General features: G+C 71.7%; 14 protein-coding genes. 8 read left to right on the top strand and 6 right to left on the bottom strand.

What is annotated here, in order from left to right; genetic code table 11:
• Positions 1 to 41: 41 nt before the first annotated feature.
• Positions 42 to 695, bottom strand: a complete 654-nt coding sequence (locus ABZX61_RS48485) for an endonuclease (RefSeq protein ID WP_350729527.1) — start codon at positions 693 to 695, stop codon at positions 42 to 44.
• A gap of 94 nt (positions 696 to 789) precedes the next feature.
• Between ABZX61_RS48485 and ABZX61_RS48480 the strand changes: the two genes are divergently transcribed.
• Positions 790 to 1,074: a Fe-S cluster assembly protein HesB gene (locus ABZX61_RS48480; protein ID WP_350729526.1), complete on the top strand. Its 285-nt coding sequence runs from the start codon at positions 790 to 792 to the stop codon at positions 1,072 to 1,074.
• Positions 1,075 to 1,080: 6 nt separating this feature from the next.
• On the opposite strand, the gene ABZX61_RS48475 is transcribed toward ABZX61_RS48480, so the two are convergent.
• Positions 1,081 to 1,770 (bottom strand): rhodanese-like domain-containing protein, encoded by a 690-nt coding sequence (locus ABZX61_RS48475; RefSeq protein WP_355205420.1) that lies wholly within the window; start codon positions 1,768 to 1,770, stop codon positions 1,081 to 1,083.
• A 68-nt stretch (positions 1,771 to 1,838) separates the two neighbouring features.
• Between ABZX61_RS48475 and ABZX61_RS48470 the strand changes: the two genes are divergently transcribed.
• The 3 genes from ABZX61_RS48470 (at position 1,839) to ABZX61_RS48460 (ending at position 5,868) form a co-directional block, all read left to right on the top strand.
• Positions 1,839 to 3,845 carry a CehA/McbA family metallohydrolase gene (locus ABZX61_RS48470; RefSeq protein ID WP_355205417.1) on the top strand — a complete coding sequence of 669 codons (2,007 nt, stop codon included), beginning with the start codon at positions 1,839 to 1,841 and terminating at the stop codon, positions 3,843 to 3,845.
• A 126-nt stretch (positions 3,846 to 3,971) separates the two neighbouring features.
• Positions 3,972 to 4,733: a hypothetical protein gene (locus ABZX61_RS48465; RefSeq protein ID WP_355205414.1), complete on the top strand. Its 762-nt coding sequence runs from the start codon at positions 3,972 to 3,974 to the stop codon at positions 4,731 to 4,733.
• Complete coding sequence (locus tag ABZX61_RS48460; protein WP_350729519.1) at positions 4,726 to 5,868, top strand: XRE family transcriptional regulator; 1,143 nt, start codon at positions 4,726 to 4,728, stop codon at positions 5,866 to 5,868. Before ABZX61_RS48465 ends, ABZX61_RS48460 begins: the two co-directional genes overlap by 8 nt.
• Here ABZX61_RS48460 and ABZX61_RS48455 read toward each other — a convergent pair.
• A complete protein-coding gene (locus ABZX61_RS48455; protein ID WP_355205410.1) occupies positions 5,848 to 6,723 on the bottom strand; it encodes an oxidoreductase in 876 nt (291 codons plus the stop codon). The genes ABZX61_RS48460 and ABZX61_RS48455 overlap by 21 nt on opposite strands.
• 131 nt (positions 6,724 to 6,854) lie before the next feature.
• The gene (locus ABZX61_RS48450; RefSeq protein WP_355205407.1) at positions 6,855 to 7,985 is read right to left on the bottom strand and encodes a DUF418 domain-containing protein; all 1,131 of its coding nucleotides are present in this window, start codon (positions 7,983 to 7,985) and stop codon (positions 6,855 to 6,857) included.
• Positions 7,986 to 8,472: 487 nt separating this feature from the next.
• Between ABZX61_RS48450 and ABZX61_RS48445 the strand changes: the two genes are divergently transcribed.
• Positions 8,473 to 9,186: a helix-turn-helix domain-containing protein gene (locus tag ABZX61_RS48445; protein ID WP_355205405.1), complete on the top strand. Its 714-nt coding sequence runs from the start codon at positions 8,473 to 8,475 to the stop codon at positions 9,184 to 9,186.
• 317 nt (positions 9,187 to 9,503) lie between these two features.
• Here ABZX61_RS48445 and ABZX61_RS48440 read toward each other — a convergent pair whose 3' ends face one another.
• Together ABZX61_RS48440 and ABZX61_RS48435 are read right to left on the bottom strand one after the other, a co-directional pair.
• The gene (locus ABZX61_RS48440) at positions 9,504 to 9,764 is read right to left on the bottom strand and encodes a hypothetical protein (RefSeq protein ID WP_355205402.1); all 261 of its coding nucleotides are present in this window, start codon (positions 9,762 to 9,764) and stop codon (positions 9,504 to 9,506) included.
• A 230-nt stretch (positions 9,765 to 9,994) separates the two neighbouring features.
• The gene (locus ABZX61_RS48435; protein WP_355205399.1) at positions 9,995 to 10,243 is read right to left on the bottom strand and encodes a phosphopantetheine-binding protein; all 249 of its coding nucleotides are present in this window, start codon (positions 10,241 to 10,243) and stop codon (positions 9,995 to 9,997) included.
• Positions 10,244 to 10,420: 177 nt separating this feature from the next.
• On the opposite strand from ABZX61_RS48435, the gene ABZX61_RS48430 reads away from it, so the two are divergent.
• The 3 genes from ABZX61_RS48430 (at position 10,421) to ABZX61_RS48420 (ending at position 13,699) form a co-directional block, all read left to right on the top strand.
• Entirely contained in the window at positions 10,421 to 11,449 is a 1,029-nt protein-coding gene (locus ABZX61_RS48430) for a 3-oxoacyl-[acyl-carrier-protein] synthase III C-terminal domain-containing protein (RefSeq protein ID WP_355205396.1), read from the top strand.
• A 196-nt stretch (positions 11,450 to 11,645) separates the two neighbouring features.
• Entirely contained in the window at positions 11,646 to 12,920 is a 1,275-nt protein-coding gene (locus ABZX61_RS48425) for a beta-ketoacyl-[acyl-carrier-protein] synthase family protein (RefSeq protein ID WP_355205393.1), read from the top strand.
• On the top strand, positions 12,917 to 13,699 hold the full coding sequence (locus tag ABZX61_RS48420) for an SDR family NAD(P)-dependent oxidoreductase (RefSeq protein ID WP_355205390.1): 783 nt from the start codon (positions 12,917 to 12,919) through the stop codon (positions 13,697 to 13,699). Before ABZX61_RS48425 ends, ABZX61_RS48420 begins: the two co-directional genes overlap by 4 nt.
• Positions 13,700 to 13,762: the final 63 nt, after the last annotated feature.

Genomic DNA, 13,762 nt, shown 5'->3' with positions numbered 1-13,762 from the left:
GAACCTAACAGAGTGATCGCCTTCATCCATGGCAGCCACGGTCAGCGGGCGGCTGAGATCACCTCGTCCACCGTCTTCCTGCTGCGGGAGGCGCGGACGAGCGCCGCCGAAAGCCGGGCCAGCTCGTCGCCGGAGTGGGCCAGCGCGGCCAGCGGGCGCGCCTGGCGGGGCAGCCCGAGCTTGCCCGCACCCTCCAGCACCCGCTGGTCCAGGTGCGGCGCGACCTGGGGCCACACGGCCTGGACCTCGCGCAGGAAGATGTCGGCCCCCGTCGGGCCGATGCCCGGGAACTCCGTCAGCAGCGCCGCGATCCTGCGGTCGTCGCCGCCGGCCTCCTCGCGCAGGCGGCGCAGATCGCCCTTCCAGCGATCGAGGAGCAGTTCGGCGCCCTTGCCCAGCATCGTCGAGGTGCGTTCGTCGTAGCGGACGTAGTGGCCGCGGTCCAGCGCGTCCACCCGGTCCTGCCAGCTCGCCTCCCGCATGGCCTTCGGCGTGCCGTACCCGGCTTCGAACAGCTCTCTGGCGCCCGCGACGGCGACCTCGGCCGAGATGCGCGCGCTGAGCAGCGTGGCCAGGACGAGCAGCTGGTAGAGGGGCTTCGGCTGGTCGGCGAGTTTGATGCCGGCCTCGCGGGCGAACGTCCGGCCGTATCGGTCGAGCAGCACGTCCACGACGGCTTTCTCGGTCTTGCCCATGCCCGCCCGCTACCCGGGGCGTGTCGTGACATGCCGGGTTTGGGGTGGAGGTCGCTGGGGAGGCGGAGGGTTGGCGACTGCGAAGGAGCTAGCCGTGCTGACCTTGACTGACAACGCCGTCGAGGCGATCCGCGATCTGATGGTCGGAGAGGACGTGCCCGCCGACGCGGGCCTGCGCATCTCCCCGAAGCCCGACGAGGCGGGAACGCTGGAGCTCTCGCTGACGAGTACACCGGAGGCGAGTGACCAGGTCGTCGAGAAGGAGAACGTCCGCGTCTTCGTCGCCGAGGACGTGGTCGAGATCCTCGACGACAAGGCGCTCGACGCGCAGCCGGGCGCGCCGGGGCAGCCGATGTTCCGGCTGGGTCGGCGGGCCTGACAGGGCTCAGCCGAAATCGGGTCCGGTCTCGGGCGGGCGCACGTCGCCCAGCCCGAACAGGCCCACCAGCGTCCCGTCCACCCGGGTGACGACGACGTGGTCCACCTTGGCCCGGTCCATGCGCCGGACCAGCGGTTCGAGCTCCTCGCTCGGCCGTACGGCGGTCACGCCGACCCGCATGGCCCGCTCGGCGACGCCGTTCAGATCGGCGCCCTTGAGCTCGCGCGAGCCGATGACGCCCTGGACCACGTCGTCGTCGTCCACGACGACCGCCAGCCCGGCCGGGTCGGCGATGATGCGCTCGGTGATCTCGTCCAGGGGGTCGCCGAGGGCGGCCCTCACGGGGTCGCGGCGCAGGTACCGCGACACCAGCGTGGCCGTGCCCTCGTAGGGCAGGTCCGCGGAGAGCCAGTCCATCTTGCCCTGCCGGTAGTCGTACACGTGCTCGAACCCGAGGTGGTCGAGCCGGTGGGCGGCCCGCGGGCTCAGGTCGCAGAGCCAGTCGTGGCAGTAGACGACGACCGGCCGCCCCGGATCCAGCTCACCGGCGGACGTGCGCATCGCGGCGAGCGGCAGGTGCACGGCCCCGGGCAGGTGCGCCCACGCGTATTCCTTCTCCGGCAGCACCTCCACGAGCTGGGCCCGCCGGTTGGCGACCAGGTCCCGCACGGCTTCGCGATCGATGATGTGCGTCATGGCGTCCCCCTGCCCTCAGACGGCGATTCGTGTCACGATGACGAGGCGTCCTATTCAGGGAGTGCCCGATGTGTGACGATCCGCTGCTGCCCGCCCCCGTGGCCCGCGCGCTGGCCGACTACCGTGAGCTGCGGGACGCGCACGGCCCGTGCTGGGGTGAGCCGCCCATCCCGTACGTCGTCCAGGCCTGGGCCACCGTCTTCCTCGACCGCCGCCACAACTACTGGGGCGCAGGGCTGCGCCAGCTCGCCGGGCGATATTCCCCGGAGGAGGCCGAGGATCATCTCGACGAGGTGGACCCGGAGCGGGCGGTGCGGGACGCGCTGGCGGGCGACGTGCCGGACAACCTGGCCGCGCTGCGCCTGACCCCCGAGGGGTTCGCGCTGGAGGCCGTCACCCGGGTGGTGCTGGACGACCGGCCCTTCCGTACGTCGCTGCTCCTCGACTCCAGCGTGGACGAACCGGTCACGGTCGTCGTGGACGGCACGCCGTACGAGGTGCCTCCCCATGGCGCCCGGGTGGCCGGCCTGGAGCGGGACGTCAGCGTGAACGGGGAGTCCGTGGACCTGTCGCCGCTGCGCAGGCGGGCGGAGGCGGCCACGATCAGGGTGCGGGCGGGGTTCCCGTGCCGGTGGAGCGTGACGGGAGCCGACGGGCAGGGCTGGTACCCCGAGGGCGCCCCGCCCAAGGTGGACGTCCACCGCAGGCCGTTCTTCCACGGCGACGACCTCGTGCTCGCGGTGCCCGCCGAGCCGGTCACGGTGGCGGTGGCCAGGGGCATGGAGTACACCGCGTCCGAGGTCGTGATCACCCCCGAGGCGGGCGCGGAGACGCTGGTCGAGCTGGCCCCCGAGCGCCTGTACGACGCGGCGGCCCGCGGCTGGTACGGCGGCGACCTGCACGTGCACCTCAACTGGATGGGCGAGGAGCCCGCCGCGCCCGAGCTGGCCGCGGCGGCGCAGCACGGCGAGGACCTGCACGTGCTCAACCTCGTGGCGGGCAACGTCGCGAGCGGGCGCGTCTATGACGTCGAGGCGCTGGAGCACTGGGTGGGCAAGGATCTGCCCTGGTCCGACGACAGGCACCTGGCCAGGCTCGGCGTCGAGTACCGCAACGACGTCGTCGGCCACCTGACCGCCTTCGGCCTGCGGGAGCCGCCGAGCCGCTACCACGCGGGGTTCGAGGGCACGGTCGACTGGCCGCCCAACGCGGTCGCGCTGGAGGAGCTGCGCCGGCTCGGCGGGGTGACGGGGTACGGGCACCCGTTCCACACGGCGTTCTCCGACGACGACCCGCCGGACGTGATCCTCAACACCGGCCGCAACTGCGCGGCCAGGGAGATCGTCGCGGACGCCGCGCTCGGCCTGATCGACACGCTCGACGTGCTCAACCACTCCTCGCTCGCGGCCACCGCCACCGTCTACCGCCGCCTGATCGGCGCGGGCAACAGGCTCACGGTCACCGCGGGCACCGACGCCGTGCTGTCCTTCTGCCGCCGCGGCACCGCGTCCAGCCCGCCGGGGTGGGAGCGGGTGTACGCGAACGTCGCGGGCCCGCTCACCGCCGAGTCCTACGCCGAGGCGATCCTGCTCGGCCGCACGTTCGCCACCACCGGACCGTGGCTGGAGCTGACCGTGAACGGGCACGGGCCGGGCGACACGCTGGAGCTCGCGCCGGGGCAGCGGGTCGAGATCGTGGTCTCCTCGATCGGGCCCGAGGTCGAGTCGCTGGAGATCCGCACCGCCGACGGCGTCCTGGCGCAGGGGCCGCCGGGGCGGCTGGTCGCGTCGATGACGGCGGGCGAGCCGACGTACGTGGTCGCGGTGGCCTCGGGCGGGCCCCACCCGCGCACCGTGCACCGGTCGGGGGCGTACGCGCACACCAGCCCGGTGTACGTGGACGTCGCGGGCGGCCACGTGGCCAGGGAGGCGGACGTGCGCTGGTGCCTGGCGTGGCTGGACCGGCTGGAGGTCCTGCTGCGGCGGTACGGCACGTTCGAGACACCCGCCCAGCTGGACGACCACCTGGAGCTGTACGAGCGCGCCAGGGCCGTCTACCGCGCGCGGCTCCCTTAGGCGAGACCCGCGACACGCGCGTGTCGGCGGAGTGGCTTCGTGAAGTCGTGGCGGGTCTATGATGTTGGAAACTGAAGCGGCTCCGGTCCCCGGTCGCCGCCGGGCGAAGCGTTCGGAGGTCGGCGCATGCTGGAGTCGCGGTGGGCCCGTGACACGTTCGGGCAGCGGGTGCCGGCGATCAGACAGGCGATCGCCGAGGCGCTGTCGGTCGCGCTCGACAACGCCCGCGACGCCCAGACGGCCGCGCAGACCGAGCACACGCACCCGTTCGGGTTCACGCTCATGTCGCGCAAGTTCGAGGCGCTGGCCAAGGCGTTCGAGGACATGGGCGACGTGCGGATCATCAAGCCCGCCGGGTCCCCCCACCAGCTGGTGGTGCTCGACGGCAAGCTGCTGTTCCCGTTCCGCTATGCCAAGGACCGCTCGATCGGCGTGATGAGCGCGCGCATCGGCGAGGGCCGCCCGTCGGCGCTGGTGCAGGCGCTGTTCAACCGGTTCGGGCCCGAGCCGCGGATGCGGCAGCTCTCGCTGCACGACCTCGCGCCGCAGGCGGTGCCGGTGGCCGAGGCGCTGTCCGACCTGCCCGACGACACGAGCCTGGTGCTGATCGCGTACGCCTGCAACGCGCACGCGGGGCTGCTCGACGCCTGGTGGGGCGAGGCCGAGCTGCTCGACCGCACTGGCAGCCTGCGCTGGCACGTGTGCGAGCCGATCCCCCTGGCCCAGGACGCGACGACGGCCGGGCAGGCCGGGGCGCAGCCGGCCGCGTTCGACCAGGGCGCCCTGCCCACCCCGGCGCTCAACCCCCGCACCGGGGCCGGGCGGCTCACGGCCCCCGTCAGCGAAGCCGTACCGATCACCAGGGCAGAAGCCGCCGGCGGTGAGTGAGTTCAAGACCGGCGCGCCGACCCCCCAAGCCGTCGCCGACGCGTTCGACGCCACCCGCCTCACCCAGGCCCGCCATCTGGCCGCGCTCACCAAGAAGGAGGTGGCCGAGCTCCTCGGCGTCTCCCCCGCCGCGGTCGGGCAGTACGAGGCGGGCGTGACCCGCCCGCGCCCCGACCTGGTCCCATTGCTGGCCGAGGCGCTGGCCGTGCCGATGGCCTTCTTCCTGCCCGGACGGCCGCACGGCAAGCTCGACGGCTCCATGGCCCACTTCCGCAGCCTGCGCTCCACCCGCGCCTACCAGCGGGCCAAGGCCGTGGCCTTCGTCGAGCAGGTGTGGGAGCTGACGTACGCGCTGGAGAAGCGGATCCAGCTGCCGGCCGTCGACCTGCCCGGGTTCGCGGGCGGCGAGATGCACTCGGCGCTGCCGCGCGACCCGGCGGGAGCGGCCCGCGCGCTGCGGGCCCACTGGGGGCTGGGCACCGGCCCGGTCAGCCACCTCGTACGCCACATGGAGTCCCACGGCATCGTCGTCGCCTTCCCCCGCCACGACCCCGACGCGGTCACCGTCGACGCGTTCTCCACCTCCAGCCTGCCGCGGCCGATCGTCGTGCTGACCCCCAACCGGTTCGACGACATCTACCGCCACCGCTTCACCGCCGCCCACGAGCTGGGCCACCTCGTCCTGCACGGCGACACGGCGGCCGGTGACAGCCACCAGGAGCGCGAGGCCGACGCGTTCGCGGCCGAGTTCCTCACGCCGCGCGGCAGCATCCTGCCCCAGCTGCCGCAACGGGCCGACCTGCGCAAGCTCGCCGAGCTGCGGCGGACATGGGGGGTGTCGGTCGACTCGCTGCTCTACCGGTGCCGCGAGACCGGGCTGATCTCCGACTCCGCCGCCGGCCGCGCCTACCAGCGCCTGGCCGCCCTGCGCGACCAGCCGGGCTTCACCAACGAGCCCGTCTCCGGCTACCCCGGCGAGCAGCCGGTCCTGCTCGCCCACGCCTTCGACCTGGCCACCCGCGAGAGCGACCTGACCGCCGCCACCCTCGCCCGGGAGCTGGCCTGGCCCATCACCCGCGTACGCGAGTTGATCGGCCTGCCCGACCAGCGGCCCTCACTGAAGCTCGTCCTTTAGCCCCGCGCCGATGGCGTCCAGCTCCGCGACCGCGTCCGGGGGCAGGACCAGGTCGGCCGCGGCGACGTTCTCGCGGAGATGGGCCGGGGACGAGGTCCCCGGGATGAGGACGATGGTGGCCGAGCGCTGCAGCAGCCAGGCCAGGGCGACCTGCTGGGGTGAGACGCCCAGGCGGGCGGCCACGTTCCGGAGCGTCTCCGACTGGAGCGGGGTGAAACCGCCCAGGGGGAAGAACGGTGTGTAGGCGATGTTCTCGGCGGCGCACCGCTCGACGAGGGCCTCGTCCTGCCGGTTCGCCACGTTGTAGAGGTTCTGCACGGTGACGACGGGCGCGATGGACTGGGCCTCGGTGAGCTGGGCCGTGGAGACCGCGCTGAGGCCGAGGTGGCGGATCAGCCCCTCCTCGCGCAGCTCCGCCAGGGCCCCGAACTGCTCCGCGAGCGACTCGTCGGTGGTGCCCTCGTGCGTGACCACCCGCAGGTTGACGACGTCGAGGACGTCCAGGCCGAGGTGCCGGAGGTTCTCGTGCACCGCGACCTTGAGGTCCGCGGGGTCCTGAGCGGGCATCCACTCCCCCTGGGGGCCGCGGCGCGCGCCGACCTTGGTGACGATGCGCAGGTCCGCCGGGTATGGGTGCAGGGCCTCCCTGATGAGCTCGTTGACGACGGCGGGGCCGTAGAAGTCGCTGGTGTCGATGTGGTTGATCCCCAGTTCGAGGGCTTCGCGAAGCACGGCGATGGCCTGGTCGCGGTCTTGGGGCGGACCGAAGACGCCGGGGCCGGCCAGTTGCATGGCGCCGTAGCCCATGCGGTTGAGGGTGAGGTCGTCCGCAAGCGTCAGCGCCTTATCCGACATTTCATGATTTCCTCTCATTCCGTGGACACTCTGCAACGTGCCTGCTCCAGGTGGGAGTACCCGCTGTTCCAGCGTCGCAGGGTCCTGGTCGGACCTCGCCTTGGTCACCTTCCACGCACAGCCGGGCCGCCTCACCGCTTGGGGCGGCCGTACGACATCCGCCGGAGGAACACCTCCGCCGGGCCCCGGTGGCCGACAGCGCGCAACCACTCGGCCAGCACGATCGACAGCAGCCAGACCCCGACGGCGATCCCGAAGGTGGCGGCGAAGCTCACGCCGTCGCGCAGGCCCAGCGTGAACGGGTAGAAGAGCACCACCCAGACCACGGCTTGGAACAGGTAGAACGTCAACGACCGCTGCCCCAGCGCCGCCAGGGCCGTGGTGAGCCGGCCGGGCCGGACCTTGACCGCGACGAGTCCGACGGCGGCGGCCATGCCGATGCCGCCCGCGTACCCGGTCAGGTCGTGCGCCACGGCGACCGCCCAGCTGACGGGGACCGAGGTGGGCGTCCACACGCCGGCCGCGAGCAGCGCCGCGGGCAGCCTGCCCGCCACCGCCACGCCGATGAGGATCACGGTGACGCGGCGCAGCAGCGGCAGGTGCCGCTCGGGCTCGTCGAGGAACCGGCGCCTGGCGGCCCAGATGCCCAGCATCATGCCCGGCACCACCATGATGGTGGAGATCGCGGTCTCCACCGGCCAGGACGGAATGGCGGCGACGAGGTGCGCGGCGAACGTGGGCTCCATGAACTCCGCCATGTTCACCGGCTTCGCCTGGGCCACCACGCTCTGCCAGGCCAGCAGGAGAGTCGCGGGGACGAGCATCAGCAGGCCCGTCCACCACAGCACCGAATCCCGCGCTCGCACAAGGGGCGCGAGCACCAGCAGAGTCAGCCCGTACACCGCGATGATGTCGATGGGCACGAGCACCACCGTGTTCAGGAAGCCGATGACGATCAGCCAGAGCGCCCGGCGTCGCAGCAGGCTCCGGATCGAGGCCCAGTCGCCGCCCCTGGCCTGCCGGCTGTGGGCTAACTGCCCGAGCCCGTAGCCAAACAGGAACACGAACATGTCGCGGGCCTGGTTGTCGGCGAGCAGCGACTTGATGAACTTCGCCGCGGTGTTGAGCGCGGCGGGCCCCGCGTCCCAGTCGCCGACGAACGCCGGCGCGTGTGACAGGGCGATCAGCAGCAGCATGAAGCCGCGTGCCAGATCCGGCGCCAGCGCTCTCGCTGTCACGCCGGTGGGCGCTGTGAGGGTCATGTCGGTTTCCTTCCGGTTCGGCGTGCCGGGCCGCTGCTGCGGGCCTGACGGTGCTGCTACGTCCTGCGGGGCCACGGCTCGCTGGGAGCCGCTTCGACGGAGATCTGGCGCGAGCAACGGCGCTGGGCGTTCGACGCTGAACGCTCAGGCGCGGTCGAACCCCGCCCCGGGCGTCAGCGGTGCCAACAGCCCCACGCTCGCGACCGGTCGCGACGTCGGCAAAGGCTTCATCATCCCGTCATTCGCGATAGTACGCGTTCACTCGAAGCCAAAAGCTACGTTGCGTTCAAGTATTTGTCAATCAGAACCGCGCCGAAAATCCGTCACCTACGCAGCTAGATGGCACTAATAATTGCAATGGACCTGAAGCTGAATGCAACTCTCAAGCTTGCCTCTATTGCAATGGGGTGCGATCGAAGGCAATACTGGATCGCCAGATCACAGGGACAGGACCACCAGGAGGCGAGCGCCGATGCCGGGAGGCAGGTTGACCCAACAGGACCGCCGGGACATCGCCGCAGGCCTGGCGAACGGGCTCGGCTACGCCGAGATCGCCCGGCGCCTGTCCAGGCCGACCTCCACCGTCAGCCGGGAGGTCAGCCGCAACGGCGGTCCGGGAGCGTACCGGGCCGAGCGGGCGCACCAGGCGACCGAACGACGTGCCCGCCGCCGCCGGCAGACCCCGCGATCAGCGCCCCCGGCCGCCAACACGGCGTACGGCCGCGACCCCGAGGAGATGCGCGAATTCGCGGAGCGCCTCGTCGAGACCCTGGTGCAGACGGGTGTGCAGCGGATGGCATCGAGGGTCCTGGCCTGCCTCTACATCACCGACACCGGCGCGCTCACGGCCAAGGACCTCGCCCGGCGCCTCCAGGTCAGCCCGGCCTCGATCTCCACCGCCGTCGCCTACCTGGAGGAACAGGAGCTGATCAGGCGCGACCGCGACCCGCGGAGCCGTCGCGAGTTGTACAGCGTCGACAACGCTCTTTGGTACCGGTCGTTCCTGGCGAGTGCGCAGCGAAACTTCTTGCTGGCCGAGACCGCCCGCGACGGGGCACGCATCCTGGGCGCCACGACCCCAGCCGGAGCGCGCTGTGAATTCGTGGGTGAATTCCTTCGACGTACCGGCGAGGACATACTCCAGACAGCCGAACGCTGGCAGCACCTTTTGATCCCACAAGCACGCGAAAACCCTGAGTGATTGAATGTGATCCGTCGACGCGGCGACACCGCCACGGTCACCGATGCAGCGGGGGGACGCGGTCACGTCATGCGCCATCCGCACGAACTCGACGCCGGGGTTGACGATGGTGCCTGGGATGCTGGGCTCAGCCCGGATGAGGCTGCCCGATTCGGGTTACCGTCGCCGTCGCCTGACCTGCGGCAAGCAACCGCTCACCCGCTCCCTTAGGGCCGATGCGAGGGGCAGCTCTGGCCCGCGATGGCGACCGGCGCAAGGACGCTTCAGCCGGTACAGCGGCAGGCGGTACGAAAACACTCAACGAGGCGGCGGGCAAATCAACACGACGTTCTCTCCAGGATGGTCACGTCTTTCAGCAGCTTGCCGCGGAAGAAGTCAGAAGGGGAAATCTGGTCTCCCTTCGCAATTTTTTCCATGGGAATGGCCAGATCGCCCGTGGTGACGAAATCCATGAAGGACTGGGCGATGGCCGTTACCGGGATGTTCACGCAGACTTTCGGCAGGGTGTCGGCGGTGGCGGCCGGGCCTGAGAGCAGAGCGGCGCCGATGGCGGTCGCGGTCAGAGCGTGCTTGTACATGTTGCTTCCTTCGTAGCCGACGAGAAGATCAAATTCGTGCTGTCGCCGATGAGGCGCCGACGCTCATCGCACCCGTGCCCGCGTCTCAACGAGAGGGCACCCCCAGCGCCTGCGCGCACGCCCCGGGCGGACCGCGGGCAAACGCGAGGACCCACCCAGCCAGGGGGCGAGGGAGCGAGAGCGCCCCTCACGCACGTCGCGGTCAGCAGGCGAGGGAGCGGGAGCGTGCTTCACGTACGCGCCACGGCCAAGAGGCGGGCTCGGGTGAGCACGTCGGCGATCGTGCGTACGCCGATGAGGGTTTCGCGAGGCATCGGGCCCCACGTGTCCTCCATGGCGACGTGGAGTTCGGCGAGGTCCAGGCTGTCGGCCTCCAGGTCCTCGCGGAGCCGCGCGTCCAGCGTGACCCGGCTCGGGTGGACCTTCAGGATGCTGACGCAGCGGTCGCGCACCACGGTCAAGATCTCCTCGTCGCTCACACCGGGCCCTTTCCTCGTAGCGGTCTTGTCACTTAGCGTGGCCGGTCGCCCGATAAATGGGCACTCGTGACGCGGAACCCGCCGTTAAGGAGTTGATCAAGTTTCGAGGGTCGTGACGGGCGCCCGCGGGGCCGCGTACCTATCCTGAGCAGCACCTGATCTTGAGGGGGGATGGGCGTGGCCGCGCAGTCCGAGCCGTACCCAAGGCGGTACGCCCACGTGGCCGGGGTGGCGGTGCACCTGCCTGAGGAGAGCCTGACCACGCCGGAGCTGGAGAAGCTACTGGCCGCCCGTAATCCGGGCACGCACATCCCCCTCGGCGTCATCGAGCAAGCCAGCGGCGTGGAGCGGCGGCACGTGGCCGCTCCCGGTCAGACGGCCGCCGGGATGGCCGCGGCCGCCGCCCGCACACTGCTCGAGCAGACCGGGCATGTCCCGCCCGTCATAGACCTGATCATCTATGCGGGGGTGACCGTCGACGCCGTCGAGCCCGCCACCGCGCACATGGTGGCCGCCGAGCTGGGGGCGAGCTGCCCGGTATTCGATGTACGCAATGCATGCAACAGCGTTCTGAACGCGGTCGAGCTGGCCGACACGCTCATCACGGCCGGCCGCTACCGTACGGTCCTCATCGTGTGCGGGGAGGTCGCCACTCCGGCCATCCGCTGGCAGGTCGAGTCGGACGCGGACTTCGTCGCCGCCGGGCCCTCCTACACCGTCTCCGACTCGGGGACGGCCTTGCTGCTGGAGGCCAGTGCGGTGCCCGGGGTGCTGGGGCACCGGTTCTGTGCCAGCTCGGCACACTGGGACGCCGCCGTCCTGCCGGTCACGCGTTCCATCTCGGCCGGTTACCAGGTGGGCGCGTTCACCGTGGACCCCGTGGGGCTGGCCGTCGGGGTGCACAAGCTCGACCGGTCCGTGCTGCGGGCGCCGCTGGCCGAGCGCGGGCTCGACTGGGACGACATGGCGGCGATCTGCGTGCATCAGGCGTCCCTGTCGTCCTTGCACACCTTCTGCGAGGCGGCCGGGATCCCGCCGGGGAAGGTGGTGGTGACCATCGCCGAGCACGGCAATCTCGTCGCCTCCACGATCCCCGTGCAGTTGCACCAGGCGGTCCAGTCGGGCCGGGTGCAGCGGGGCGATCTGGTTGCGCTCGTGGGGGTGGCCAGCGGGGTCAGCGCAGGGACCGTGCTGCTGCGCTGGTGACGGCCTCCAGGACTCCCGGCATCGAGAGGCTGGAGGTTCTCGGGAAACGGTGACCGGCAGTGAAGGGCTGGAGGTTCTCGGCGGACGGTGACCGGCGCTGAAGGCCGGCGGGTGCCGGTGTGGCGGGGTTGAGGGTGGGGGTGAACGGCCGCGACACTACGGAGTTGTCGCGCTACCTTTCGTGACAATGCGTGCGATGATCGTTTCCATGTGGGACATGCGATCCAGCGGAGGTCCGGTGCGCGCCCGGGTCGCCGTCACCGGCATGGGCGTGCGTACCCCAGCGGGCGCCCATCCCCAGGAGCTGTGGGACACCCTGCTGGCCGGCCGGTCGACGGCGCGTACGATCACCTCGTTCGACGCCGAGGGCCTGCCGGTGGACTTCGCCTGCCAGGTGCCCGACCTCGACCTGGACGGCTACGTGAAGCCCAGGGACACCCGCCGGATGGACCGGGTCACGCGGCTGGCGTTCTGCGCCGCGACCGATGCCCTGGCCGATGCGGGCCAGATGGCGGCGGCGCCCGAGCGCCGGGCCGTCGTGACCGGGACCGGGTACGGCGGTGTCGCCACCCAGGAGCTCGCCTTCGGCACCCTGGACGAGCGCGGACGCGCCTGGCCGGGCCCCCTGCACATCCCCATGAGCATGCACAACGCCGCCGCCGCCGAGATCAGCATTCGGCACGCTTTCCTCGGCCCGAGCATGTCGGTGGCGACCGCGTGCGCCTCCGGCAGCCACGCCATAGGTGAGGGCATGCGGCTGGTCCGCGACGGGACGGCCGATGTGGTGCTGGCGGGCGGCATGGAGGCGGGGGTGCAGGCCAGCGCGCTGGTGGGGTTCGGGCGGGTGGGGGCGCTGTCGCGCCGCGCGTCGGAGCCCGAACGCGCCAGCCGGCCCTTCGACGCCGACCGCGACGGGTTCGTGCTGGGTGAGGGCGCGGCGTTCCTCGTGCTGGAACGGCTGGAGGACGCGCTGCGCCGGGGCGCCCACGTGTACGCCGAGCTGAGCGGGTACGGCCGGACGTCCGACGGCCATCACCTCACGGCCCCCGACCCCGAGGGCGGCGGCGCGTACCGCTGCATGCGTCACGCGCTGGCCGACGCCGGGGTCGCGGCGGCCGACGTCGTCCACGTCAACGCGCACGCCACCTCCACCCGCCTCAACGACGAGATCGAGGCGCGGGCCATCGCGCGGCTGTTCGGCGAGTACGCGGTGCCCGTCACGGGGAGCAAGAGCGTGATCGGCCACGCCCTGGGGGCCTCGGGCGCGATCGAGGCCGTGATCAGCGTGCTGACCCTGATCGAGCGCACCATCCACCCCACCGCGAACCTCGACCACCGGGACCCGGCCTGCCCCGTCGACGTCGTGACCGCGCCGCGCCCCGTCGTTCCCGGGCCGGTGCTGTCCAACTCGTTCGCCTTCGGGGGGCACAACGCGACCCTCGTCTTCATCCCGTTCCGGGAGGACCGATGAAACTGGCGGGCACGACCGCCCTGGTCACGGGCGCCAGCGGCGGCATCGGCCAGGCCACGGCCCGCGCGCTCGCGAGGCACGGCGTGCACCTGGTCCTGACCGGCCGCGACGCCGGCGTGCTGGAGACGCTGGCCACGGAGGTGGGCGGGCGGGCCGTCCCCGCCGACCTGACGGGCCGCAAAGCCATCGCGAAGATGATGAAGCAGGCCGGACCGGTCGACATCCTGGTGGCCAACGCCGGGGTCATCGCTCCCGCGCGGATGACCGATCACGACCTCGACGAGATCGACCATTACCTGGAGCTCAACCTGCGCGTGCCGCTCGTGATGGCCCGCCTGGCCGCCGAGCGGATGGTGGCCAACGGGCGCGGCCACCTGGTGTTCATGAGCTCGATCGGCGGGAAGATGGCGCATCCGCATCTAGCCGTATATAACGCGACCAAGCATGGCCTGCGGGGGTTCGGGCATGCGGCCAGGATGGACCTGGCGCCCTACGGCGTCGGCGTCTCCGTCATCTGCCCGGGGCTGGTGCGCGACGCCGGGATGCTCACCCGTACCTCGCTGACCGTGCCCCCATGGATGACGCGCAGCCCGCTGCACGTGGCGCGGGCGGTGTGCCGGGCCATCCTGACCGACGCCGCCGAGATCGACGTCGCGCCGCTGCCCGTCCGCGTCGCGGCCGGGCTGGCGAGCGTGTGGCCCGGGGCCGGGGCGCGGGTGCAGCGCCTCATGGGGGTCGAGGGGTACGCCCGCGCCGCCGCCGGCCGCGGCTTCCTGTGACCGGTTGACATCAAGCAAGGTTGAGGTTGCAGGCTCGGAAGACGAGTTGACCGCTGTCTCCGG

The organism is Nonomuraea sp. NPDC003709, from assembly GCF_040610775.1.
Classification (GTDB): Bacteria; Actinomycetota; Actinomycetes; order Streptosporangiales; family Streptosporangiaceae; genus Nonomuraea; species Nonomuraea angiospora_A.
The sequence above is the reverse complement of the archived record's forward strand: the minus strand, read 5'-3'. Positions and strand labels throughout refer to the sequence as shown.

Bases quoted from the DNA above. Each gene is read 5' to 3' on its own strand.
- ABZX61_RS48485 (WP_350729527.1), bottom strand. From the start codon at position 695: ATGGGCAAGACCGAGAAAGCCGTCGTGGACGTGCTGCTCGACCGATAC.
- ABZX61_RS48475 (WP_355205420.1), bottom strand. From the start codon at position 1,770: ATGACGCACATCATCGATCGCGAAGCCGTGCGGGACCTGGTCGCCAAC.
- ABZX61_RS48470 (WP_355205417.1), top strand. From the start codon at position 1,839: ATGTGTGACGATCCGCTGCTGCCCGCCCCCGTGGCCCGCGCGCTGGCC.
- ABZX61_RS48465 (WP_355205414.1), top strand. From the start codon at position 3,972: ATGCTGGAGTCGCGGTGGGCCCGTGACACGTTCGGGCAGCGGGTGCCG.
- ABZX61_RS48455 (WP_355205410.1), bottom strand. From the start codon at position 6,723: ATGTCGGATAAGGCGCTGACGCTTGCGGACGACCTCACCCTCAACCGC.
- ABZX61_RS48450 (WP_355205407.1), bottom strand. From the start codon at position 7,985: ATGACCCTCACAGCGCCCACCGGCGTGACAGCGAGAGCGCTGGCGCCG.
- ABZX61_RS48440 (WP_355205402.1), bottom strand. From the start codon at position 9,764: ATGTACAAGCACGCTCTGACCGCGACCGCCATCGGCGCCGCTCTGCTC.
- ABZX61_RS48425 (WP_355205393.1), top strand. From the start codon at position 11,646: ATGATCGTTTCCATGTGGGACATGCGATCCAGCGGAGGTCCGGTGCGC.
- ABZX61_RS48420 (WP_355205390.1), top strand. From the start codon at position 12,917: ATGAAACTGGCGGGCACGACCGCCCTGGTCACGGGCGCCAGCGGCGGC.